The organism is Anaerotignum sp. MB30-C6, from assembly GCF_030908465.1.
Classification (GTDB): Bacteria; Bacillota; Clostridia; order Lachnospirales; family Anaerotignaceae; genus Chakrabartyella.
Map to the genome: position 1 here is coordinate 1367042 of NZ_CP133078.1, position 21726 is coordinate 1388767.

At 44.4% G+C, this 21726-nt stretch carries 27 protein-coding genes; all 27 read left to right on the plus strand.

Features of this window, described 5'->3' with window-relative positions; translation table 11 throughout:
- Positions 1 to 5 precede the first annotated feature (5 nt).
- The 27 genes from RBQ60_RS06920 (at position 6) to RBQ60_RS07045 (ending at position 21712) form a co-directional block, all read left to right on the plus strand.
- Positions 6 to 512 carry an SLOG family protein gene (locus RBQ60_RS06920; protein WP_307885829.1) on the plus strand — a complete coding sequence of 169 codons (507 nt, stop codon included), beginning with the start codon at positions 6 to 8 and terminating at the stop codon, positions 510 to 512.
- Between the two features lie 68 nt (positions 513 to 580).
- Positions 581 to 2236, plus strand: a complete 1656-nt coding sequence (locus RBQ60_RS06925; protein ID WP_307885830.1) for an antirestriction protein ArdA — start codon at positions 581 to 583, stop codon at positions 2234 to 2236.
- A gap of 1 nt (position 2237) precedes the next feature.
- Positions 2238 to 2522: a DUF4314 domain-containing protein gene (locus RBQ60_RS06930; RefSeq protein ID WP_226903848.1), complete on the plus strand. Its 285-nt coding sequence runs from the start codon at positions 2238 to 2240 to the stop codon at positions 2520 to 2522.
- Between the two features lie 84 nt (positions 2523 to 2606).
- The gene (locus tag RBQ60_RS06935; protein WP_307885831.1) at positions 2607 to 3101 is read left to right on the plus strand and encodes a hypothetical protein; all 495 of its coding nucleotides are present in this window, start codon (positions 2607 to 2609) and stop codon (positions 3099 to 3101) included.
- Positions 3041 to 3622 carry an antirestriction protein ArdA gene (locus RBQ60_RS06940; RefSeq protein ID WP_307885832.1) on the plus strand — a complete coding sequence of 194 codons (582 nt, stop codon included), beginning with the start codon at positions 3041 to 3043 and terminating at the stop codon, positions 3620 to 3622. Before RBQ60_RS06935 ends, RBQ60_RS06940 begins: the two co-directional genes overlap by 61 nt.
- Before the next feature lie 97 nt (positions 3623 to 3719).
- A complete protein-coding gene (locus RBQ60_RS06945; protein WP_307885833.1) occupies positions 3720 to 4466 on the plus strand; it encodes a BRO family protein in 747 nt (248 codons plus the stop codon).
- A gap of 82 nt (positions 4467 to 4548) precedes the next feature.
- Positions 4549 to 5520 (plus strand): DNA adenine methylase, encoded by a 972-nt coding sequence (locus RBQ60_RS06950; RefSeq protein ID WP_154260737.1) that lies wholly within the window; start codon positions 4549 to 4551, stop codon positions 5518 to 5520.
- Between the two features lie 28 nt (positions 5521 to 5548).
- Positions 5549 to 6025, plus strand: a complete 477-nt coding sequence (locus RBQ60_RS06955; RefSeq protein ID WP_307885834.1) for a hypothetical protein — start codon at positions 5549 to 5551, stop codon at positions 6023 to 6025.
- Complete coding sequence (locus RBQ60_RS06960; RefSeq protein WP_307885835.1) at positions 6018 to 6755, plus strand: DUF3849 domain-containing protein; 738 nt, start codon at positions 6018 to 6020, stop codon at positions 6753 to 6755. Before RBQ60_RS06955 ends, RBQ60_RS06960 begins: the two co-directional genes overlap by 8 nt.
- Before the next feature lie 13 nt (positions 6756 to 6768).
- Entirely contained in the window at positions 6769 to 7326 is a 558-nt protein-coding gene (locus RBQ60_RS06965; RefSeq protein WP_307885836.1) for a YodL domain-containing protein, read from the plus strand.
- Between the two features lie 96 nt (positions 7327 to 7422).
- Positions 7423 to 7746, plus strand: coding sequence for a SpoVG family protein (locus RBQ60_RS06970; RefSeq protein WP_226903842.1), 324 nt, complete (start codon positions 7423 to 7425; stop codon positions 7744 to 7746).
- A 38-nt stretch (positions 7747 to 7784) separates the two neighbouring features.
- Entirely contained in the window at positions 7785 to 8057 is a 273-nt protein-coding gene (locus RBQ60_RS06975) for a DUF6133 family protein (RefSeq protein WP_331654250.1), read from the plus strand.
- A gap of 13 nt (positions 8058 to 8070) precedes the next feature.
- Positions 8071 to 10929, plus strand: coding sequence for an S-layer homology domain-containing protein (locus RBQ60_RS06980; RefSeq protein ID WP_331654251.1), 2859 nt, complete (start codon positions 8071 to 8073; stop codon positions 10927 to 10929).
- The gene (locus RBQ60_RS15320; RefSeq protein WP_331654252.1) at positions 10871 to 12010 is read left to right on the plus strand and encodes a hypothetical protein; all 1140 of its coding nucleotides are present in this window, start codon (positions 10871 to 10873) and stop codon (positions 12008 to 12010) included. Before RBQ60_RS06980 ends, RBQ60_RS15320 begins: the two co-directional genes overlap by 59 nt.
- 6 nt (positions 12011 to 12016) lie before the next feature.
- Positions 12017 to 12451, plus strand: a complete 435-nt coding sequence (locus tag RBQ60_RS06985) for a prepilin peptidase (protein WP_173015628.1) — start codon at positions 12017 to 12019, stop codon at positions 12449 to 12451.
- On the plus strand, positions 12448 to 12579 hold the full coding sequence (locus tag RBQ60_RS06990; RefSeq protein ID WP_264296104.1) for a hypothetical protein: 132 nt from the start codon (positions 12448 to 12450) through the stop codon (positions 12577 to 12579). The genes RBQ60_RS06985 and RBQ60_RS06990 overlap by 4 nt, the downstream gene beginning before the upstream one ends.
- Positions 12580 to 12594: 15 nt before the next feature.
- The gene (gene cpaB / locus RBQ60_RS06995) at positions 12595 to 13449 is read left to right on the plus strand and encodes a Flp pilus assembly protein CpaB (protein WP_307885987.1); all 855 of its coding nucleotides are present in this window, start codon (positions 12595 to 12597) and stop codon (positions 13447 to 13449) included.
- A gap of 5 nt (positions 13450 to 13454) precedes the next feature.
- Complete coding sequence (locus RBQ60_RS07000; RefSeq protein ID WP_307885837.1) at positions 13455 to 14261, plus strand: ParA family protein; 807 nt, start codon at positions 13455 to 13457, stop codon at positions 14259 to 14261.
- Positions 14261 to 15781, plus strand: coding sequence for a CpaF/VirB11 family protein (locus RBQ60_RS07005; protein ID WP_307885838.1), 1521 nt, complete (start codon positions 14261 to 14263; stop codon positions 15779 to 15781). Before RBQ60_RS07000 ends, RBQ60_RS07005 begins: the two co-directional genes overlap by 1 nt.
- The gene (locus RBQ60_RS07010; RefSeq protein WP_307885839.1) at positions 15778 to 16707 is read left to right on the plus strand and encodes a type II secretion system F family protein; all 930 of its coding nucleotides are present in this window, start codon (positions 15778 to 15780) and stop codon (positions 16705 to 16707) included. The genes RBQ60_RS07005 and RBQ60_RS07010 overlap by 4 nt, the downstream gene beginning before the upstream one ends.
- Before the next feature lie 10 nt (positions 16708 to 16717).
- Entirely contained in the window at positions 16718 to 17590 is an 873-nt protein-coding gene (locus tag RBQ60_RS07015) for a secretion protein F (RefSeq protein ID WP_307885840.1), read from the plus strand.
- Between the two features lie 12 nt (positions 17591 to 17602).
- Positions 17603 to 17881 (plus strand): hypothetical protein, encoded by a 279-nt coding sequence (locus RBQ60_RS07020; protein ID WP_154260535.1) that lies wholly within the window; start codon positions 17603 to 17605, stop codon positions 17879 to 17881.
- Positions 17875 to 18270, plus strand: coding sequence for a DUF4320 family protein (locus RBQ60_RS07025; protein WP_226903839.1), 396 nt, complete (start codon positions 17875 to 17877; stop codon positions 18268 to 18270). The genes RBQ60_RS07020 and RBQ60_RS07025 overlap by 7 nt, the downstream gene beginning before the upstream one ends.
- Positions 18267 to 18821, plus strand: coding sequence for a hypothetical protein (locus RBQ60_RS07030; RefSeq protein ID WP_307885841.1), 555 nt, complete (start codon positions 18267 to 18269; stop codon positions 18819 to 18821). The genes RBQ60_RS07025 and RBQ60_RS07030 overlap by 4 nt, the downstream gene beginning before the upstream one ends.
- A gap of 90 nt (positions 18822 to 18911) precedes the next feature.
- Positions 18912 to 19478 carry a DUF6550 family protein gene (locus RBQ60_RS07035; protein WP_307885842.1) on the plus strand — a complete coding sequence of 189 codons (567 nt, stop codon included), beginning with the start codon at positions 18912 to 18914 and terminating at the stop codon, positions 19476 to 19478.
- Positions 19479 to 19544: 66 nt separating this feature from the next.
- Positions 19545 to 21221, plus strand: coding sequence for a hypothetical protein (locus RBQ60_RS07040; RefSeq protein WP_226903838.1), 1677 nt, complete (start codon positions 19545 to 19547; stop codon positions 21219 to 21221).
- A gap of 14 nt (positions 21222 to 21235) precedes the next feature.
- Entirely contained in the window at positions 21236 to 21712 is a 477-nt protein-coding gene (locus RBQ60_RS07045) for a hypothetical protein (protein ID WP_154260515.1), read from the plus strand.
- Positions 21713 to 21726: the final 14 nt, after the last annotated feature.

Below are 21726 nucleotides of genomic sequence, written 5' to 3' on the forward strand. Positions count from 1 at the left end.
ATACTATGCAGAAAAAAGAACACTCACTCTGCTTCACAGGACATAGAAGCGAAAAGCTACCAAAAAAGGCAAAACAACTGGAAACATTGAAATTAAGACTATGGGAGGAAATCAACAAGGCAATTGAAAATGGCATTGACACCTTCTACTTCGGGGCTTGCTATGGCTTCGATTTGATGTGTGCAGATATTGTGGCAAAGCGAAAACGAGTAATCAAAATGAGTGATCCCAAAAGCATTAAGCTAATTGCGGTAGTTCCATTTGAGGAACAGGCTGCACGATGGAAAGAATCAGACAGAGAAATCTATTATGATACCCTTCCCCAGTGCGATGAGGTCATCACCTTGAACACCCATTACAAGCAAGGCTGTTACCACGAAAGAAATCGATATATGGTGGACAGGGGCAGCAAAATGATTGCTTACTATGACGGTGGTTCAGGTGGAACAGCATATACAATAAACTATGCAAAAACAAATGGTTTAGAAATCACAAATCTATATGAAAGCTAATGGTTAGAGTCACTTCGCAATGAAGTGGCTCTTTTCTTATACCCAAAATCAAAAAAGGAGGACTAAAATTGAATATTAGAATTAAAACAAAAGACAGCATAACAGGGTTTACAATACCTTGCAGCGAAGAACAAATTGATAAGCTTTGTGAAGTTCTTGGTATCTCCAATAACAGTCAAGCTGAGATAACAGTGGATAGTGTGTACATGGATGACAGAGCCAATGGGCTACTCCAAAACAAAACCTTTAACCTTGACAAGTTAAACTATCTTGCCAAAAGGTTGGACAGCTTCGACAAAAATGAATTGACTACTTTTTATGCAGTATCCTACAGCGAAAAAAGCAATGACATCGACAGGCTCATCAATCTCACCTTCAATACCCACTGTTACAGTGTTGTAAGCGATTTTAGCGACCTTGAAGCCGTGGGCAGGAAAATGTACCTTACCGAACAGCAAGCCGCCAGCCCCACGGCTTTGGAGCAACTGGATGGCGAAGGCTACTTCAATAAGGTGCTTGCCGATAACCCTAATCCTTTGGTTACCCCATATGGAATCCTCTACAGAAATAAAAACGAGTATGAACAGGTATATGACGGCATCCATTTCCCCGAATATTACTGGGAAGAAAATATGGGAACCGTCACACTGGACAAGGATGGATTTGCTGAATACCTCTACCTGCCTTATGTGAAAACAGAGCTTGCCAAGGCACTGGAACGATTGGGTGCAGCCGATGTTTCAGAGTGCGAGGTCACACTGGACAGCAGCCTATTTAATGATGAGATGAAAAACATCCTTAAAGGCTTACCGAAAAACAGCCAAGAAGAAATTGATGGCATCAACTATATTGCCGAAAGAATTGCTGAAATGGGTGCAAAGGAAATGCCGTATTTAGGCAATCTTACCGGTGGTTTACAGCCTCAAACCATGAAAGACCTTGATGCCATTTTCGATAGTGCCTATGAATTTGAAATGTTCGATGGTATCTACAATGCCGAAGATTACGGCAGATATATGTTCTGTGAAAGCGGTCACTTTGAGTACGATGAGAACTTAGAGGAATATATTGACTTTGAACGCTACGGCAGCCAAAGACTTCTGTGTGAAAACGGCGCATTTACCCATGCAGGGTATATCGTCTACCACGGCTACAATCAAGACCTTTCTGAAATGCTTGCTGAAGTCGGTATTGAAATCCCGTCACAACAAACGCAAACCCTCAAGCTATATATGCCCCTTAGAGCCACAACCTACTATGATGAAAATGATTTTGGTGACCTCTATCAAGTAGATTGTGAAATTGATGTCTATCCCGAAGAGCTTGCTGAATATGAAGAAGAAATTTTAGACGCCATTACAAATAACAGCCTGCCGGAAGAAAAAGAGCGTGGGCTGATGAAGTATTATGGCGAAAATGATTCCGTTAATGCCAAAGTAAAACGCTATGACTTCTCGGTTGAAAATGTAGGTGGCAAGCTTATGGGTATAGCCACCTTGGTGTTAAATGCTCCTCTTGAGGATAAGGAAATGGAGAAAATAAAAGAGGAAATTTCCGGACAAGCCAGTGATGGCTGGTGTGAGGGTTTTGAGCAAAGAGAAATCAAATGTAACGGAAAAGAGATTTATGTGAGCTTCTGGCAGAGCGAAAACTGGAGCTTACAAACGGCCGAAGAACTTGGTATCAGTGAGCCAAAACAAGAATTGACTATGGGAGGAATGTGAAATGCGTGGATTTCCTACACGAGAACAGGTAAATAGAATTAAGGAGCGATACCCAATTGGCACAGTAATTGAACTGACCGAAATGATGACAGATGCCCATAACCCAATTCCCAAGGGTATGCGTGGTGAGGTTATCAATATTGACGATATTGGCACTCTGCATATGAAATGGCAGAATGGGAGTGGTCTTGGCGTAGTGGTTGGTGAGGACAGCTTCAAGGTTATCAGCAAACCCGAACCCGAAATTGCAGAACCAACACATGAGCTTGGAGGTATGAGCCTATGAGAGTCTTAAAAGCACAGGTCTATAACCCTGAAAATGAAGCCTTTACAGATATTGAGCTTCCTGCAAACTATGAGGAATTAGAAGATGCCTTGCAGTCTTTATGAAATGAACTACTTTGCCACCTTGGTAGATAAAATGCAGGAGCATGAAAAGGTGCATTTTTCAGGTCTTGTAGAGGCTGAGGGTTCAGAATACCCCAATATGAAAGAAATTATCAACCTTGCACTTAACGCTCCCACTCTCGACTGTAATCACGCACCTGCCACCTCTGATAAGGACTTGGGAGAGTTCTGCATTGAGAATGAACTGCTTCCACAGCTTGCCGACTTGGAGAATCTTTCCGATGAGCAGTATGACTGGGTATGCAGCCACTTGGATAAAGAAAAAATCGGTAAAGAAATGCGTGAACAAGAGCAAGGTGTATTCACCTCTGCCGGATATTTTGTAAAAAATGAGGAAATCAAGCCGCTTTACGATGGTACCCCGAAGCACCTAAGCCTTGTGATTATATCTTCCGATTGGGGCTTGCCCTCATTCCCGATGATGATGAACCCAATGACCAAAACACCATCAGCCTAAAGCTACCAGCAGCCCAAGCAGGTATTCAAAGAGCCTTGGAGGAAATCGGTGCAAAAAGTATGGATGACTGTTGGTTCTATGGATATGAAAGCCTTGTCGCCCCTCAGCTTGCAGATTGCTACGGTGACAATGAAGATTTTGATGCACTGAACCACCTTGCCGAAAGAATCAATCGGTTTGACAATGATAACCTTGTAAAATTCAAAGCAATGCTTGAAGCTGTGGAATGTAAGGATATTGAAACAGCAATTGTGGTTTATGAGCATATGGATGAATTTACCCTTGACCGTAGCTGTACAACTGCCGCCGATTATGCGGATAAGGTATTGGAAAGCCTTGACCTACCCATGAAAGAGGAAATCAGCAACTACCTATCTACAGATGGGTATGGTAAAGCCTTGATGAAGCACAACGGCATCGACAAAACTTCATATGGATTGTTAATTCCCAATGACAGAATCAAGCTGTCCGAGCAAATCCAAAAGCAAAATGATTGTGTGGAAATGACGATGTCTATGTAAGACAATAAAACTGAATATCAAAATATTGGCCGTCCTATTGGTGCAGATGCACTGATGGGGCGGCCTTTTTTTGTTTTCACGGAAAGGAAAGAGGAAAATGCATGAAATAAAGATTTTTGAAAACGAGGAATTTGGGCAAGTGCGAACTCTGCTTATTGGCGGCGAGCCTTGGTTTGTGGGTAGGGATATAGCTGAGATTTTGAAGTATAGCAATACAAGAAAAGCAATTGCTGATCATGTGGACGATGATGATAAAACCGATGGGGTAACGATTCGTGACGCCATCGGCAGAAGTCAGAAACCAATTATTATCAATGAAAGCGGTCTATACTCGCTCATTCTGTCCAGTAAGCTACCCAATGCTAAAAAGTTTAAGCGTTGGGTAACGAGCGAGGTTCTGCCCTCCATCAGAAAGCATGGCGCATACATCATCATGCCAAAGCTTGAAGAAATTATGGCAAACCCCGAAAGTTTGGAGCTTCTGCTCAAGCAGCTTCTTGCAGAAACACAGAAAAATAAGAAATTGGAACAGCAGCTCACAGTTCTTGCTCCCAAGGGAGAATATTATGACAGACTGATTGAAAGGGAAATGCTCACCAATCTTCGTATTACCGCACATGAGCTTGGTATCAAGCCTATGGCATTCACGCAATTTCTTTTGGACAACAAATATGTCTATCGGGATACACAACAAATAGTGCTTCCCTATCAGCCCTATATCCATGAAGGCGTGTTTGTCATTAAGGATTTTCGCAAGAACGGCTTTCACGGAAAGCAAACGCTGATTACCGTATATGGCAAGCTCTATTTGCTGACAGAACTGAAAAAAGAAAACCGCATTTAAGGCCGATTGTTCCGCTGTTTTTACAGCCGAGCAGTCGGTCTTTTTTTGTGCCGTTTTTTAACCAAGGGGGTGATAAAAATTGATGAAAAGCATTATCAGCTGGGTGGGCGGCAAAGGCAAGCTCATGTGGCTGATTAACCTACTTGCTCCGCCCAGGTATGAACGGAGCATTGATGTGTTTGGTGGTAGCGGAACGGTGACTTTAAACCTTGACTGTCCCCCAAGTACCCTGAAGGTATATAACGATTTCAATGCCAATCTTGTAAACCTTATGCGGTGTGCCAGAGATAAGCCGCTTGCACTCATTCGTGAGATTGGTTTTTTAACTCTCAATGCTCGTGATGACTTTGAGGTGTTTAAGCGTTTCATTGCAAAAGAAGAATTTACCGAGGAAGATTTAAAGCAGGAGCTAAAGCTCACAGAAATTATGCTCTCGCCGCCAAGTGCAACAGAAGCCAAAAAACTGCTCCTTGCAAATGCAGATGAAAAGGATATCAAGAGAGCCGCCATTTACTACAAACTGCTCCGTTACAGCTTTAATGCCAATGGCGATACCTACGGTGGCAAACGATGTGATGTCCGCAGGTTCTTTGTGGATATTTGGCGATTTAACCGTGCCTTTTCGGAGGTCACCATTGAAAACAAGGACTTTGAAGCCCTTATTAAGCAGTACGATAGACCGAATGCCTTTATCTATTGCGATCCCCCGTACTATGACGCCGAGGGATTTTATGCCGTGGCATTCCCAAAAGCCGACCATATCAGACTTCGAGATGCACTGAAAAAAGCACAGGGTTATGTTATGGTCAGCTACAACAATTCCGCAGAAATTATAGAGCTTTACCAAGACTTCTATATTTTCCATACTACAAGACCAAACAGTATGTCCCACAAGGAAGGAGATGTTTATGAAGAACTGATTATCACCAACTATGACCCAATACCATATCTCCAAATGAAGAATCACCAATTAAATTTATTCTCCTTTATCAGCCTTTTGAACGAAGGAGAATACAAACTCATTCACGAGCCTTCATCACCGTTGAAGGCTTAATTTTATTTTACAGAAAGAAGGAATTTCAATGAAAAACAATCAAAGCAAGGGGTTTACCGTAAGCAATGAATCCATTACAAAAGCAGGCTTGAGAGATGAAATTGCAGTTATCCACACAGAGGGTGCCATCGTTATCACAGGTGCCAAGATGACAGCAATGGAGATGATTAAGACCATTGCCTCCCTTGCGGAAATTACACAGGGGTATCTCTCCATCTTGGCAAAAAACTGTGGTGAGTGCGATGACTGCGGTCATTGTGAGGATTTGGACTTTGAGGGTATCCACTTGCCCGATGAGGTTTTGGAGATTGCCGGAATCCCCGAAGGAACAAAGCTAAATGCCTTTGTGGAGGAAGATGCCGGTATCATTCACATTGAGCCTGCCGAGTACGACCATGACATCTCCGATGTGCCACCTCACTTGCTTGAGCTTTTCTCCAATTATGGCATCTGCCTCGGAGAGCTTGACGCGCTTTTGGTAAAGGGGGAGCTTCTGCATGGATAAAAGATATGTGTATCCCTACAGTCTAAATGAAGCCAAGCGAAACGGCGAACTGGAGCAGTACCAAGAATCTTTGCGAGAAAATAACCGCTGTGCTGACTTTATTGAGGACACGATCAATGCAAATTTTGACGGTTACCACTTAGGTCATGATGTTGCAAAGATGGCGATTGCGGAGTTTGGCTATGACCGGGTAAACTTCGTCCTTGCCAATACCTTGCAGCAGCTTGACCATGACGGCAGATTTTCGAGGGATAACAAGGAGTGGGCAAAGAGCATCTATATCCCCGAAAATAAAATCAACGGAATGAATGCAAATGCTGAGTTCCGTGTGGACAGCCACCCCGCTGTTCTCGATGGTTTCATTAACCTTGCTCGCAAGGAATATGACAGTCTAAACCTTTGGAATCACGCCCACTGCAACGATAAAACACATCTTGACTACACCGGCAGAGTGATGGTACTCAAACCCACCTGTTTAAAAGATGATTACAAAACACCTCGTGACCAGCTTGTTTTATGTGAGGGTGGTTTTGGGTGTAGTCCCTCGGCAAGTGGCAGAAAGGTGTTCGGCAGATTTCTTTCTGACGGAGAAAAATGCCAGTATGATCGCAGTGACTTTATCGGTGAGCTGAAAGCAGAGCTGCTCCCCGATTGGGCGAGAGAAAAGGTGCAGGAGATAACACAATCCAATACATCCGTACCAAGTATGGGAGGGATGGAGATTCAGTAGATTGGAGGAAATCATGGAGAGCATAAAACTCAAAAACAGCTTGATTTACTACTATGGAAGTCCCTCGGGATACCTTAAAGATAGCACGGCAAACATTGATACACTGTTTCAGTGTGAAGAACTCACCAACTGGTGTAAGGAAAAGAAATTTGAGCCTTGCTTTTCTGACGGCATCTTTGAGGCTCTTGCGAGGAAGGAGGATGTGTCCCAGTTTATGAAAAATGAAGAAACCCTAAAGAATGTCCGAATTTGGCAGCTAAAAGCCGATTCGGATTTTTCTATGCGCTTTATCTCTTTTGATGAATTTAAGGAGAAATTTGGGGAGCCGAGCAAAGACAATTTCGAGGTGGTCTTTGATGGCAGCTTGCCCACCAATAACATTGATGCAATCTATGAGATTTGCAACATCAACCACCCCGATGGCTACAAAGGTCACTCTCTTTCCATGTCCGATGTAGTGGAACTGTATGACGAAAGCGGCAGTGAGTTTCATTATGTGGATCAGTTTGGATTTAGAGAGGTTGACTTTGAAGCACAGGAGCAAACGCAAGCATTTGATATGAAAATGTAGTGGTAGTTTCTATCGTGTACATTTTCTATGGTGTTGCGGAGGTTAAGAAAAGAATGCAGTGTCCACAAAATTATTTCAAAAACAGGAGGAAAACAGATGAAGCAGAACGATGCTTTGGCTCTTGATGTAAGAGTCAATCCCACCCAAAGCGGTGACAAGGTAAAGGCTTATGCCTCGGTGAATATCGGCGGTGCCTTTGCAATCAAGAACATTCGTATTATCAAGGGCAGCAAAGGGCTTTTTGTGGCTATGCCCAGCGTGAAAAACCATAAGGGAGAATATGACGATATTTTCTTCCCCATCACCAAGGAAAGCCGAAAAGCCTTTAACGATACGGTTTTAACTGCCTATGAGCAATCGATGGAAATGGCAAAGAGCCATGAACAGGAGCAGAAAACCGAACCCGAAATGTCCATGTAAACCTATAAACCAAATAAAATTATTGGAGGAAAAATACTATGAAAACCATTAAAAACATGATCGCTAAGGCTAAGAATGCAGTGAACAATGCAGCCGTTAAGGCAACCACCTTTCTTATGGTTCAGAAGAATAAAATGCGTCTTGCGGTGGCGAACAACAGCGGTGAAAATTATGTCGATAGTGCCGTAAAAATTCTAATTGCTGTGGTTTTGGGCGGCCTGCTCCTTGCCGGTCTTTACGCTTTGTTCGGAGATGTGGTTATGCCTACGCTAAAAACCAAAATTCAGGAAATGTTCAACTACGCAGGTTAAGGGGGATTAGAGTATGAGAGAAAAGCTGAAAAAAAGCGCCTCTCTGCTCACTATCCTTTGCCTTGTTCTCTCTGTATTCGGGGGCAGCACCTATGCTGCCCACCGATACTTTGAGGATGCCAAAGGACACTGGGCGGAAGATGCGATCAAAACACTCACCGAGCAGGGTGCAATTGCAGGATTTCCCGATGGGCTTGTTCATCCCGATGAAATTATCACAAGAGCAGAGTTTGCTACTTTGCTTGCAAGAACGATGACCGATACCGTTAAAGCAGACGCAAATACCGCTGCGTTTACCGATATTGGCGGTCACTGGGCAGAGCAAAGCATCCTCTATTTGGTGCAGCAGAAAATTATCGACACCGATGATTATGAAAATAAGCTGTTTTCACCCAACGAGCCAATCACTCGTTTAGAAATGGTAAAAATGCTTGTTCGTGCCTTGGGCGATAACTGCCATAGCAAGGACTGCATTTGTGACCTTGATTTTACTGACATCAGTCTCCTTGAAAAAGAGGATAGGATGTATCTTTGCATTGGCGAAAAATATTTCATTATCAAGGGCTACCCCGACAAAACAGCCAAGCCAAACGATAACGCTACCCGTGGCGAAGCCTTTGAAATGCTTGTGAAAGAGGAAGAAGCCAAGGATAAAATAGAGCAGGAAAAGCCGCCTGTGATCAAGCCGGATGAAAAGCCTTCCGGTGGTGGTGGAAATGGCGGTGGCGGTTCGTCCTATGTCCCAGCTCCGCAGTTTAGCTTTACACTTCCCAAAAACAGCTATGTAGGCGAGGAAGTAAAGATTTCGCCCCAAGCCAAATATGTAAGCTCGGTTTCATGGAGCATCACCAAGGACGAAATTCCAGTGGAGCTGTCCTCCGTCTTTGAGGGCGAACTCAATAAGGATGGCGGTACACTGAAAGCAAAGAAAGTCGGTAAATATACCATTACCGCTACTGCTAAAAACAGCCGTGGCAGAGAGGACACTCATAGTCAAACGGTGACGGTATATCCCGTAATTACAATGGATTTTACTCTGCCTAAAACCGCACACACCGACACAACAATTCCTGTAGAATTGAAAATCCAAAACCTTGGTCAGAACACTGTGGTGTGGTCGCTGACACAGGACGGAAAGGCACTTGAGCTTGAAAAAGCCATCGCCGGTGAGCTTACCCATGCAGGCGGAACAATTCAGTTTAAGGAAAAAGGCAGTTATGTATTAACCGCCAAAATTACAGATGAAATCGGCGAGGAAACCACTGTTTCCAAAAACATTGACATCTATCCCGTAGCCGAAATTAAGCTGACACTGCCTACAATTTCCCACGCCGATAAAGCAGTCACCTTACAGACAGAGAGCAAAAATACAGAGGATTTGACAGCAGCTTGGACACTGACCAAGAATGGTGTGCCTGCGGAGATACAAAGCCAAATTGAGGGCGATGTGAGCCTCTCAGACAGCACCATTCGTTTTAAGGAAAAAGGAGTCTATCAACTTATAGTAGCCCTAACGGATAAAACTGGTAGAACCTTTACTGATACTGCAAAAATCACCATCTACCCTGTGGGTGCTGTAGGCTTCTATATTCCGAGCATTCTCCACACTGATGATACTGTAAAGGTGGAAACCACCCTTGCAGAAATCGGAGAGAAAATTGCCACTTGGACTGCCACTAAAAAAGGCAAGGAAATTCCTCTATCTGATGCCATCACAGGAACACTTACCAATGAGGGTGGCAATATCCGTTTCAAGGATAAGGGCGAATATATCCTCAAATGCTCATTTACCGATGACGGTGGCAGAACCTATTCCTATGAGCAAGCAGCAAAGGTCTATCCCATTCCCACTGTTACCTATACACAGCCAAAGCTCATTCATACCGATACCAAGGTAGCCATCAATACCACAGGCACAGACTTGGACGGACTTAGCTTGGAGTGGCTTGTAGACAACAGCTTCGGTTATCAAGACTGGGACACCTTTGTTACAGGAAATCTTAATAACGAGGGTGGAAATATTTACTTTAAGCGAGCAGGAATTTATGAGCTTGTGGCAAGAACCACCGATGAAACAGGCAGAGTATTCCTCTTTGAGCCTAAGAACAAAACCGAGGTGCTGCCGGTGCTGACCCTTGGCTTCGAACTCCCCGAGGTTGCTTACACCGATACCCAAATCGACATTCGAACCAGTGGTCACAACAATACTCTGCCAATGGAGTGGTCACTTACTAAGAACGGAAAGAGCATCGCAATATCCTCCGCTACTGATGGGGAGCTTAATAAGTTAGGTGGAAAGGTGCGTTTTACCTCTCACGGTGAATATGTCCTGACCGCCAAGATGGTGGATCTTCTTGGCAGAAGCTATTCCCACAGCGAAAGCATCACCATTATGCCTATCGTAGATTTTGCTTTTACAATGCCCACAACAGTGCATTACGGCAAGTCTTTCGAGGTTGCAATCAGCAAATCTCAACATACAGAAAAAGCAAATGCGGTATGGACTTTAAGCAAGAATGGTGAATCCTGCTCCTATGTTGGCGAGCTTTCCAAGAATGGAGGAACAATCGCAATCAATGACATTGGTGAATTTACGCTGACTGCGGTTGTCACCGATATCTTGGGCAGAGAGTGCCGTTATTCCCAGAGCATCACGCTGACCAACACCCTGCCGGTAATCAGTGAAGTTAACGCAGTACCGACAAGAACAGTAAAAGACGGCAAATTCCTTGTAAAGATTTCTGCCAATGCTACCGATTCAGACGGCGATACCACCACATTGGAATGGCAAGGCAGAACCGAGGGCGATTACTATGCTGTTGGTACGCACAATCAAGGTACGAGCAAAGGACAGCACAGGAGCCTATGGTGAATGGATAAACAAAACCTTTGAGGTGATCAATGCCGCACCTACCATCAGCGCGTTTACCGCATCCCCGACAAGAACAGTAAAAGACGGCAAATTCCTTGTGAACATTACTGCCAATGCTGCCGATGCAGACGGCGATGACACCACATTGGAATGGCAAGGCAGAACCGAGGGTGATTACTATGCTGTTGGTACACACACCATCAAGGTACGAGCCAAGGATATTGCCGGAGCATATTCCGAATGGGTAAGCAAGACATTTACTGTTGTGAGCAATAAGCCGACTGTAACACTGACAGCAACGCCTACCCGTACCGTGAAAAACGGCAAGTTTCTTGTGAACATTTCCACTACAAGCAACGATGCTGATGGAGATGCCATTACCTTGGAATGGGAAAACAAAGCAGCCGACAACTATTACGCTGTGGGAACGCATACCATTCGTGTCCGTGCCAAGGACAGCACAGGAGCATATTCCGAATGGGTAAGCAAAACCTTTGCCGTGGCAAACTCTGCACCCACTCGTCCTGTGATTACAAGAACACCAAACGGCAATTGTGTGGCACCGGGAACAGCGGTAACCATTACCGCCAGCAGCACCGATGCAGACGGCGATGCCATCACCTATGTATGGGAAAACCGTCCCGCACAAAGCCACGTCTATCCTCTTGGGAAAAATGTTGTGCGAGTAAAAGCTGTGGACAGTACAGGTGCTGAGTCTCCGTGGTCAGCTATCGTATTCTTTGTGGCTGACGGAAATGGAAGTGGTGGAATGACACTGACAGGACCCGACTCTACGATTTTGGAAAACGGCATTGAGGGTGCAACCATCACCAAATACACCTTTACTGTTCCGCCGGTCAGCGGACATAACGGCAATGACTACGGCAGAGTGCGTGGATACAATGTGCTGACCAAGCAGTGGGATCAGCTTGATTACGGCACCACCTCAAACGGTATTACCTTTGAAAAGAGCCTCAACAGTGGTTTGTATTCCAAGTTGGAGTTTTACTACTATACCAATCACAGCTGTATGTATCAGAAGTCAAACATTACCTACAGCGTAGAGTATTTCTTCGAGTAAATGCCCATGAATATCATCATTCAAGCAGTTTTGTTCACAGCATTACTCATTTATATTGCCGTGAAAGATGCGCAGACAAGAGAGATATCACCATACCTTTGCATCGGGATTGGCTGTTTAAGTCTGCTTGATTTTCGTCCCGAAAATCTCTTAGGACTGGGTATCCCCGTTATTCTATGGGCTTGTGCTACATGGATTTGTCCCGAGCAGCTTGGCGGAGGCGATATTAAGCTGACTACTGCCGTAAGTGTTCTCATCGGCTTTACCGCTGCCGCTTACGGAATCATCATCGCATTTACCTTAGAGCTGCTGATATTTCAACAAATCAAAAGAAAACTGACAAAGCAAGGGGCAAGGAACTACGCCATGCCTCTTGCTCCTTTTTTAGCCGTAGGATTTTTAATCACATATTTCATGAAATTAGGAGGACTAACCATATGAGAAAAATCAAGAACAAAAAGAGCATCGTGGCACTTTGTGTCATTGTTCCCATTGCCACAGCACTTGCCTTTGTGCCGAAAATGGTAAAAGAGTATAAAAGAAAAAAATTCACATCGACATCGTTTTAAGGGAGGATCATAATGATGAAATTCATGAAGAACAGAACCGTAGTGGGTATCCTTTGCATCGCCTTGTCCCTGCTTATTTGTTTTGGCATTACACCGCTTTTCAATCAGAGCATCAGCCAAAAGACTGAGATTGTCCGTGTGGCAAAGAAAATTAAGACAGGCGATGAAATCACCAAGGATATGGTGCAAACCGTAGAGGTTGGAGCATATAACCTGCCCGAAAATATCCTCAAGACAAAAGAAACTGTGATTGGCACATTCGCAACCGCAGATTTTGCTGTGGGTGACTATATCCTGAACACCAAGGTGTCGCAGACTCCTGCCTATGAAAATGCCTATCTCTACAATCTTGATGGCACAAAGCAAGCAATTTCGCTCACCCTTAAAACCTTTGCAGGCGGTCTTTCGGGCAAACTACAGTCGGGTGATATTGTTTCGGTAATTGCTCCCGATTTCAGAGAGCAAGGCTTAACCATTATTCCGCCCGAACTTAAATATGTAGAGGTAATCTCTGTAACTGCTCCCAGTGGCTATGATGCCAATACAGGCGAGCAGACTACTGACGAAGATGAGCGAGAATTGCCCTCTACTGTGACTCTTCTTGTCACTCCCGAACAGGGCAATATCCTTGCGGAATTGGAAGCGGAGGGCAAGAGCCATTTGTCCCTTGTATTCCGTGGTGATAATGAAAAGGCACAGCAGTTTATTACTATTCAGGAGGACGTAATCAATAAAATCAATCATCCTGAGTTGTCGGAAGAACCTGCAGCCGAGGAAACAATTACTGAGGTTGTATCTGAACCGTCAGAGCAGTCTGTTGATAATAAAAATCCTCAGACGGGAGAAAGCACTGCAAACAAGGAGGAATAAGCTCGATGAACTTTATGAAAAACAGCGTATTTAAAAAGCCGGACAAGACCGAACAACCCAAGGAACAGGTTTTGCATGGCGGTGTCCTTGCGGTTTGGGGCAGCCCCGGCAGTGGCAAAACCGCAGTGGCAGCCAAGCTTGCCAAGCATCTTGCCGACAAGCGAAAAAATGTGGTCTTGCTTTTGTGCGATATGACAGCACCTATGCTTCCTTGCATCTGTCCACCTTCGGATTTGGAGTGCGAAAAATCATTAGGCAGTATTCTTGCCGCCCCTCATGTCAACGAATCCTTGGTGAAATACCATATGATTACCCACAAAAAGATGGATCATCTGACCATCTTGGGAATGCTGAAGGGCGAGAACGAATATAGCTACACCCCATTCGGAGAAACGCAGGCAAGAGAGCTGATTGAGTCTCTTCGCAAGATTGCACCATTTATCATCATTGACTGTGGCAGCTATATTGCCAATGATGTGCTGTCCGCAGTGGCACTTCTTGAAAGTGATGCGGTACTTCGTCTTGCAAACTGTGACCTAAAATCGGTCAGCTATCTGTCCAGTCAGCTTTCCACATTGCAAAGTGCGGGACTTGATTTTGAAAAGCAGTATAAATGTGCTTCCAACATCCAGAGCAATCACGGTATCGAGCATATGGGAGGTGCTATGGGAAGCCTTAGCTTCAAGCTCCCGCATTCCGAGGAACTGGAACAGCAGTACCTTGAGGGCAATCTCTTTTCAGATTTAACCCTAAAGGATAGCAGAGATTTTCGCCGTGAGCTTGAAGAAATTGTAAAGGAGGTGTTCGGCTAATGAAGTTAGGTGAAAAGCGAGGAAACTCTATTTTTTATAGGGATAAGGAAATCACGGAAGTAGCCCAAACTCAAGAGCCTCCTGCAAAAGTAAATGTTGTGGAGGAACGAGCTGAAGAAATCCTCACAACCGAAAAAGAAAATATTGTACCGATAGAGCTGGGCGTTAAGAAAAATACCCACTCTATTTTTTTTGCACCCGAAAACGAGGGCAAAGACTTTTCATCTGTGCTGAAAGAGGTACAAGAGTACATCTCCGAAAACTATGCCCAGCTTATCACCGACAGCTCCCTTGAAGATGCCAAGGAGCAGATGAAACGCTACATCTCCAAATTTGTTATGGAAAAGCGAATGGCTGTCAAGGGTATGTCCGGCAATGAACTAATTGACGCCCTCTATACCGAGATGGCGGAGTACGGTTTTTTGACCAAATATATCTTCGGCAAGGGTATTGAGGAAATCGACATCAACTCTTGGCAAGATATTGAGGTGCAGTATTCCGATGGGCGAAATGTAAAGTTAGATGAGCATTTCGACTCCCCCGAACACGCCATCAATGTGGTGCGAAGAATGCTCCATGTGTCGGGAATGGTCTTGGATAATGCCAGCCCCGTTGTCCTTGGACATCTTTCCAAAAACATTCGTATTGCTGCTATGAAAACACCCATTGTGGACGAAGATGTGGGCATCTCTGCCTCCATTCGTATCGTAAACCCACAGAGCATGAAGAAAGAGGACTTTGTTAAAACAGGAACTGCCACAGGCACCATGCTTGACTTTTTATCGGCTCTCATTCGCTATGGCATTTCTGTCTGCGTTGCCGGTGCTACCAGTAGCGGTAAAACCACCGTCCTCGGTTGGCTTCTCACCACAATTCCTGATAACAAGAGAATTTACACCATTGAAAATGGCTCTCGTGAGCTTGACCTCACACGCTTTCAAAATGGTAAGGTGACCAACTCGGTAATCCATACCCTAACAAGGGATAGTGAAATCGAAAGCCAAAAGATAGACCAAATCAAGCTGCTGGACATGGCTCTTCGTTTCAATCCCGATATTGCCGTTGTTGGAGAGATGCGTGGAGCGGAAGCCAATGCAGCACAGGAAGCCGCCCGAACAGGCATTGCGGTGCTGACCACCATTCACGCAAACTCTTGTGAAGCCACTTACCGCCGAATGGTATCTCTGTGCAAACGTGCTGTGGATATGAGCGATGAAACCCTCATGCAGTATGTGACCGAAGCCTATCCCATCATTGTGTTCTGCAAACAGCTTGAAAACAAGCAGCGCCGCATGATGGAGGTTATGGAGTGCGAAATACTGCCAAACGGCGAAAGAGTTTACCGCACCATCTTCCAATATGTCATCACCGAAAACCGCATGGAGGACGGCAAATTCATCATTGACGGTCATCATGAGCAAAGAGCCTCTATTTCCGAGACCCTATCGAAAAGACTGCTTGAAAACGGTATGCCTTTGGCACAAATCGAAAACCTAAAAAGTGAGGTGAAAACAGCTTGAATATAGTTTTACTCCTTGCCTGTGTGGGAATGATCACAGGCTTTTTTATTTTGCTTTCCATTACACCAACCGAATTTACAGATGGCGTGTTCTCAAAGCTGTTGTCCAATTCCAAGAGTTTAAAGGCACAAATCAATGAGAGTACCAACCGTAAAAAGATAGGATTTTTCAAGAGAGAAATTACCGAGGTACAAGAGATTTTAAGGGTGACAGGCAGAAGCAAGCGTTTTCCTGTTCTGTGCCTGTTGTCTTTGGCACTATTTTCTGTTGGTGCAGCGATTACCATCAGCTTTGGCAACTTCTTCGCCGTACCTGTCCTTGCGGTTGGAATGATGATGTTGCCATTTTGGTATGTTCGCTTAACCCAAAGCCACTTTAAAAAGGACATTTCCGCAGAGCTTGAAACGGCGCTTTCCATCGTCACCACAGCCTATCTCAGAAATGAGGATATCGTAACAGCAGTGGAGGAAAACATCGGGTATCTTAACCCTCCGGTGCTATCGGTATTCAAGGCATTTACCTATCGAATTAAGATGATTGACCCTGACATTGTGTCTGCACTGGGGGCAATGCGAGGTCAGATTGACAACGCTGTGTTTCATGAGTGGTGCGATGCCATGATTTCCTGTCAGTACGATAGAAGCCTAAAAAGCACATTGACGCCCATTGTCACAAAGCTATCCGATATGCGGGTGGTCAATGGGGAGCTTGAAAACTTGGTGTTCGAGCCAAGAAAAGAGTTTATCTCTATGCAGGTGCTGATGCTTTCCAACATTCCCTTGCTGTATTTTCTCAACAAGGATTGGTACCACACCTTGATGCATACTGTGCCGGGGCAGATTGTTCTTGCAATTTGCTTTGTGATTATGTTTGTATCAATGGCATTTGTGGTGAAGCTGACACAGCCAATCGAATACCGAAGATAGGAGGTTCAAGATGCAACTTTTAATTTTACTCTTTGGCACATTCTTCGGTTTGGGATTGTTCTTCATCCTTGCCGATGTGTTGAAACTACCCAGCCTTGCCACAGGCAAAGCAATGCTCACCGCAACCAAGCAAACAGGCGAAAAAGCAAAATCCACAGATGCAATGATCACTGCTTGGTCGGTGAAACTTGCAAAATATCTGCCTATGGATGAGTACAAAAAAATCCGTATGCAGCACACCCTAAATGCTGCAGGCATGAAAGAAACACCCGAAGAATTTACAGCCTGTGCCATACTGAAAGCAGGATTGATTGCACTGGCGGTAATCCCTTGCCTGCTTGTTTTTCCTCTTCTTGCTCCGGTAGTGCTGTTCCTTGCGGTGATTGTTTACTTCAAGGAAATACGCAAAGCAGATGAAAAGCTCGCAGCAAAGCGAGAAAAAATTGAAGTGGAACTGCCGAGGTTTGTTGCCACTATCACCCAAGAGCTAAAGGCAAGCCGAGATGTTCTGTCTATGCTTGACCATTATAAGAAGAATGCCGGTGATGACTTTGCCAAGGAACTGGATATTGTAACTGCTGATATGCGGTCATCAAGCTATGAGGCAGCACTCACCAGATTTGAGTCAAGGCTCAATTCCCCCATGCTTTCCGATATTACCAGAGGACTCATCGGTGTGCTTCGTGGTGATGACGGAAGTATGTATTTTCAAATGCTCTCACACGATATGAAGCAGTTGGAGCTGCAACGCTTAAAAGCTGAAGCGATGAAAATTCCACCGAAAATCCGAGTATTCAGCTTTTTAATGCTGATGTGTTTCCTCATGATGTACATGGTGGTTATTATTTTTGAAATCATCCGCTCTCTTGGCGGAATGCTGTAGGAGGTGAAGAAAATGACCGTAAAAGAATTGATTATAGAAAATCCCAATGTCTCCTTGGATCTAATGACACCGAGTGGATATGTGTTTTTGACACCTCAAAATGCACAGGAACTTCTGTCAGGACAAGATGTATCAGGAAATGCGGGAACTTCGGACAGCAGTATAAAAATACGTGCGGAGAAATTATTGTCACAGGAGATTGTGAGCATAAATGCAAAAGATAATCTGTTTCATATTTTAACCGAAAGCCCTTGTGAACCTAATTGGGAAATGGGGGTGACGATGTGCTGAAGGCATTAAAAAACAACCGTGGCGAGGGCTATATTGATGTGGTGGTGCTTGTTCTTTGTGCCATGCTCGTGATTGCTCTTGCGGTTAAGGTTTTCCCAGCCTACATTGCCAAACAAAAGGTGGATACCTTTGCAACCGAACTGATGCGTGAAGCAGAGATTGCAGGCAGAGTCGGTTCAGAAACAGCAAGACGAGAAGAAATCCTTATTGAAAAGACAGGCATTGACCCCGATGTTAATTGGTCACGCACAGGCAAGATTCAGCTTAACGAGGAAATCACTGTGATGGTAACCTACCAAATGGATATTGGACTGTTTGGTGACATAGGCTCATTCCCCGTAACCCTACGTGGTGAGGCAATGGGAAAAAGCGAGGTGTATTGGAAATGATGATACGAAAACTATTGAAATCCCTAAAAAATAATCGTGGCAACGGTTATCCTTTAGCCGTTGCCATTACTCTTGTTTTGGTTATGATTTTTACAGGTATTTCAGAATACTTTCGCCTTATAATTGTTGCGGAGGGTGTTCGTGATGCTCTGCAAGATGCCGTCATTGCAACAGTCACCGAAAATTATGATGATGTCTACCACGGAGTGCGTGAGGGATATTCAGGTGGGTATCAGCCACTGTCAGATGACTTTGAAGAATCGTTGGATTACGGCGATATTTATGCTAAAATGGATACAATACTTGGCTTATCCGTTGAAAACGGATATCACATCAAATCTGCAAGCGATACCACCGAAATGCAGTTTAGGATATGGAATCTACAAGTAGATATTAAGAATGCACCCCTTGCCACATCAGATCGTGAGGGTGACAGATTTCAAGTAGACAGTTCTATTATGCTTGAAGTTCCTGTATCCTTTGGCGGAAAACTCTTGCCACCTATGCGAATTAAGGTGAAAAACAGCGCCGGTTATACCCCTAAATTTTAAGTTTCTGATAACTTGCATTCTTTCAGTAGCTATTACTTACTTTCTATGGTAATGTGTGGCTTAACAAAAAAAGAACGGAGGAAATCCCATATGAAGAATATGAATGAAAAAACAAAGAAATGGCTTTTTATTGCCGGAGGTCTTGCCCTAAGTGCTGTCCTCGTGGTGGCAATTACAGGACAGTTCAGAACACCGCCTATTCAGGATGTAGATATCCCGCCTCAGAGCAGCAGCTCCCAAGATGTGGTGGTGGATACCCCTGATATCACAGAAAAAGAGGATGGTATTACGGTACCGCCTATCCAAATCCCACAGGAATCTGAATCTGCAAACGGTGTGGACAAAGGTACTGAGCAGACCATTCAGCCAAATACATCAGAAAAGCCCAACTACACTGAAGAAGAACTGAAAAATCCAGAGCAAAAGCCCAATGGCGATAAGGTAACCGAAAATGACAAACTGCAGGATCACGATAAGGTAGAAAAACCTGTTACACCACCTAAGACCGATAATCAGCCTCAAGGCGGGGATGTTAATAGCAAAGGTGAAACCTATCTCCCCGGATTTGGTTGGATTGAAAACAGTGGTGAAAATCAAGGTACTATTGGTGAAAGCGATGGCGACATCAACAAGCAAGTCGGCATCATGGGAGAATAGAATATATCAAGTAAAGGAAATGCACTGTAAAAGCGGTGCATTTTTTCTTTGCGGAAAGGAGTTCCAATGAAGAAAAGATTAATTTCAATGTGTCTTTCCCTTGCTTTAGTCTGTTGTCTTTCTGTTCCTGCCTTTGCAGTTGGGGACGGAAACATTGATGGAGGTGGCGGTGGAATGGGTGATGGAACATCTACCAATTCATGGTCACCGGGCAATGACGGTGTGCGAGTAACGGTAGTTAAAGCGGAAAACCATTCACCCGTGACAACCCCTATTGATTTAACAAATAAAAAACCGCCGTCAACAATGTTTCATTTTGGAAAGGTTAGTAAAATTCAATATAACAATGGAAGTGGATTATCACCACAACAAGGTACATTCCAGTATATTAACCCACCCCAATCTATGCCTCGGATTGTGAGTAGCAGCGGGAGCAATAATATTGAAGGAATTAAGAAGTATTTTTGCTCAGAATATACAGTGCAACTGATAGCAAATCATACCGGCATGGACTACGATGTGTTAATCGGTGGCAAGTATAAGCTACTTCTCGAACCATTAGCCTTTTACAAATTTGAAGGAGTCATGATTGCTACCACTGCGACCGAGGCCGCCATGTATGACGAACAGGTTGGGGGTCTTCTGCGAAAACGCATGGTGTCGCTGTCTCATAAGAATCTGCCCCTCGCTATGTTCTTGGAGGTGTCGGATTTAGGCTACCCGGCTTGGGTAGGAAGTACCACCAAGGCAGCTTCCAATGCAGACATTAAATCCTCCCTCGGTCTTGGTGTTGTGCGTTTTACAGAGCAGCCGGAGCCTCCTGTTGTTTCTGCTTATGATTACGAATACAGGGTAAATACAGAGGTGATTACAGCAGTAACGGTAAGTGGTGGTCAGTCTGATCCCGATACTCCTACAACGATCAGCTTCAATATTGGCGGGAGAACCTATAATGTGGGTAATGTCTATTACCCAGAGGGTGACAGTCAGCTTGCATGGGTAAAATGGACTACCCCTGCTACCGAGCAGGATATGGCTATTCATGTGTCTATTCGTGGCTCCGGCGGTACAGATAAAACCACTATCAACTGTAAGATTGTTGACCTTAATAAAAACCCGCCACCGAATCCTGTTGCCGATGACCGCAACGATAGCTTCAAGCAAGAAGCTGTTCCAAAAAGAGCAGAAAAAGACCGAGCCGATTGGACAGTATGGGACCCGTGGTGGCAGGAATATTGGGTATGGCACGGTGATGATGAGGACGGATATTGGTGCGATCATGGATGGTACGAATTCGACCTTGACCGTTACTATGCAAGTCTGTCATCGTCTATGAGTATCAAGTGTGATGACAAAAACCCAACAGCAAATGGTCGTATAATGAAATCGGGCTATGGAATTAATCAGACTGCAAGCGGCAGTATTCGTACTACCCAAAGATCGGCTGTTACACAGCCACAGAACGCTGTCAGCTATTTCCCTGAGTTTAACTACCAAACCTACTGGCGCTTGTTAGAGCGTATGGGTGGCGGTAGATTTGAATTTCAGAAGAATAACTATTCCACCTATAAGAATAGGACACATTTTTCACCGATTTGGATGCCGGATGGAAAATATGAGGTGAACACTTGGCTCATAGACGGATGGACTCCTGTGGGAATGCTTTCTGCCAATCTCACAGACAGTTTAACAATCCGTGGCTCACTTTGGCAGGATTGGCATATTGGCCCCTTGCAGCCTTAAAACAGGAGGGAAAAATGGCATACGAACGCATTGCATCACCACCCGAGGTGCTGTATCATTACACAAATAAGGAGAATCTTCCGGCGATATTGGCAGATGGAAGAATCCGAAAGTTTCAAGACAAAGAGTGTTGGTTTTGCAGTTCTGTAGAGAATACGCTCAGGCTCATGGAGCTGACAGTTATGAATGAGGGTGGCTTATATATCGGAATAAACGGAATCCCAAAGCGATCCCCCAAATTTCAGCCCGATGAGTATGTTATCTTAGAGCTTACCCCAAGGTATCAAAATGGTGAATGGGTAAAGTGGAATCAGGAAATAGATAGCCGATGCTCTGCCGAGCAAAAGGCTCTTGCCGAAGAATTCAGCAGCTTAAAAATCGGTTATCGTGGAGATCTGAAGTTTAAATCAGAACCAAAAACTATAGAAATAAGCGAAGCCTTGCAGCTGAGAGCATCAGAAGCTCCTACCATGCAAGGCTTTTGCTATTAAAGGAAAGGTGGATA

What these genes read in the sequence shown, in the direction of transcription:
- RBQ60_RS06920 (WP_307885829.1), top strand. Translation starts at nt 6, where the DNA reads ATGCAGAAAAAAGAACACTCACTCTGCTTCACAGGACATAGAAGCGAA.
- RBQ60_RS06930 (WP_226903848.1), top strand. Translation starts at nt 2,238, where the DNA reads ATGCGTGGATTTCCTACACGAGAACAGGTAAATAGAATTAAGGAGCGA.
- RBQ60_RS06935 (WP_307885831.1), top strand. Translation starts at nt 2,607, where the DNA reads ATGCCTTGCAGTCTTTATGAAATGAACTACTTTGCCACCTTGGTAGAT.
- RBQ60_RS06945 (WP_307885833.1), top strand. Translation starts at nt 3,720, where the DNA reads ATGCATGAAATAAAGATTTTTGAAAACGAGGAATTTGGGCAAGTGCGA.
- RBQ60_RS06950 (WP_154260737.1), top strand. Translation starts at nt 4,549, where the DNA reads ATGAAAAGCATTATCAGCTGGGTGGGCGGCAAAGGCAAGCTCATGTGG.
- RBQ60_RS06955 (WP_307885834.1), top strand. Translation starts at nt 5,549, where the DNA reads ATGAAAAACAATCAAAGCAAGGGGTTTACCGTAAGCAATGAATCCATT.
- RBQ60_RS06960 (WP_307885835.1), top strand. Translation starts at nt 6,018, where the DNA reads ATGGATAAAAGATATGTGTATCCCTACAGTCTAAATGAAGCCAAGCGA.
- RBQ60_RS06965 (WP_307885836.1), top strand. Translation starts at nt 6,769, where the DNA reads ATGGAGAGCATAAAACTCAAAAACAGCTTGATTTACTACTATGGAAGT.
- RBQ60_RS06970 (WP_226903842.1), top strand. Translation starts at nt 7,423, where the DNA reads ATGAAGCAGAACGATGCTTTGGCTCTTGATGTAAGAGTCAATCCCACC.
- RBQ60_RS06975 (WP_331654250.1), top strand. Translation starts at nt 7,785, where the DNA reads ATGAAAACCATTAAAAACATGATCGCTAAGGCTAAGAATGCAGTGAAC.
- RBQ60_RS06980 (WP_331654251.1), top strand. Translation starts at nt 8,071, where the DNA reads ATGAGAGAAAAGCTGAAAAAAAGCGCCTCTCTGCTCACTATCCTTTGC.
- RBQ60_RS15320 (WP_331654252.1), top strand. Translation starts at nt 10,871, where the DNA reads ATGCTGTTGGTACGCACAATCAAGGTACGAGCAAAGGACAGCACAGGA.
- RBQ60_RS06985 (WP_173015628.1), top strand. Translation starts at nt 12,017, where the DNA reads ATGAATATCATCATTCAAGCAGTTTTGTTCACAGCATTACTCATTTAT.
- RBQ60_RS06990 (WP_264296104.1), top strand. Translation starts at nt 12,448, where the DNA reads ATGAGAAAAATCAAGAACAAAAAGAGCATCGTGGCACTTTGTGTCATT.
- cpaB (WP_307885987.1), top strand. Translation starts at nt 12,595, where the DNA reads ATGAAATTCATGAAGAACAGAACCGTAGTGGGTATCCTTTGCATCGCC.
- RBQ60_RS07000 (WP_307885837.1), top strand. Translation starts at nt 13,455, where the DNA reads ATGAACTTTATGAAAAACAGCGTATTTAAAAAGCCGGACAAGACCGAA.
- RBQ60_RS07005 (WP_307885838.1), top strand. Translation starts at nt 14,261, where the DNA reads ATGAAGTTAGGTGAAAAGCGAGGAAACTCTATTTTTTATAGGGATAAG.
- RBQ60_RS07015 (WP_307885840.1), top strand. Translation starts at nt 16,718, where the DNA reads ATGCAACTTTTAATTTTACTCTTTGGCACATTCTTCGGTTTGGGATTG.
- RBQ60_RS07020 (WP_154260535.1), top strand. Translation starts at nt 17,603, where the DNA reads ATGACCGTAAAAGAATTGATTATAGAAAATCCCAATGTCTCCTTGGAT.
- RBQ60_RS07030 (WP_307885841.1), top strand. Translation starts at nt 18,267, where the DNA reads ATGATGATACGAAAACTATTGAAATCCCTAAAAAATAATCGTGGCAAC.
- RBQ60_RS07035 (WP_307885842.1), top strand. Translation starts at nt 18,912, where the DNA reads ATGAAGAATATGAATGAAAAAACAAAGAAATGGCTTTTTATTGCCGGA.
- RBQ60_RS07040 (WP_226903838.1), top strand. Translation starts at nt 19,545, where the DNA reads ATGAAGAAAAGATTAATTTCAATGTGTCTTTCCCTTGCTTTAGTCTGT.
- RBQ60_RS07045 (WP_154260515.1), top strand. Translation starts at nt 21,236, where the DNA reads ATGGCATACGAACGCATTGCATCACCACCCGAGGTGCTGTATCATTAC.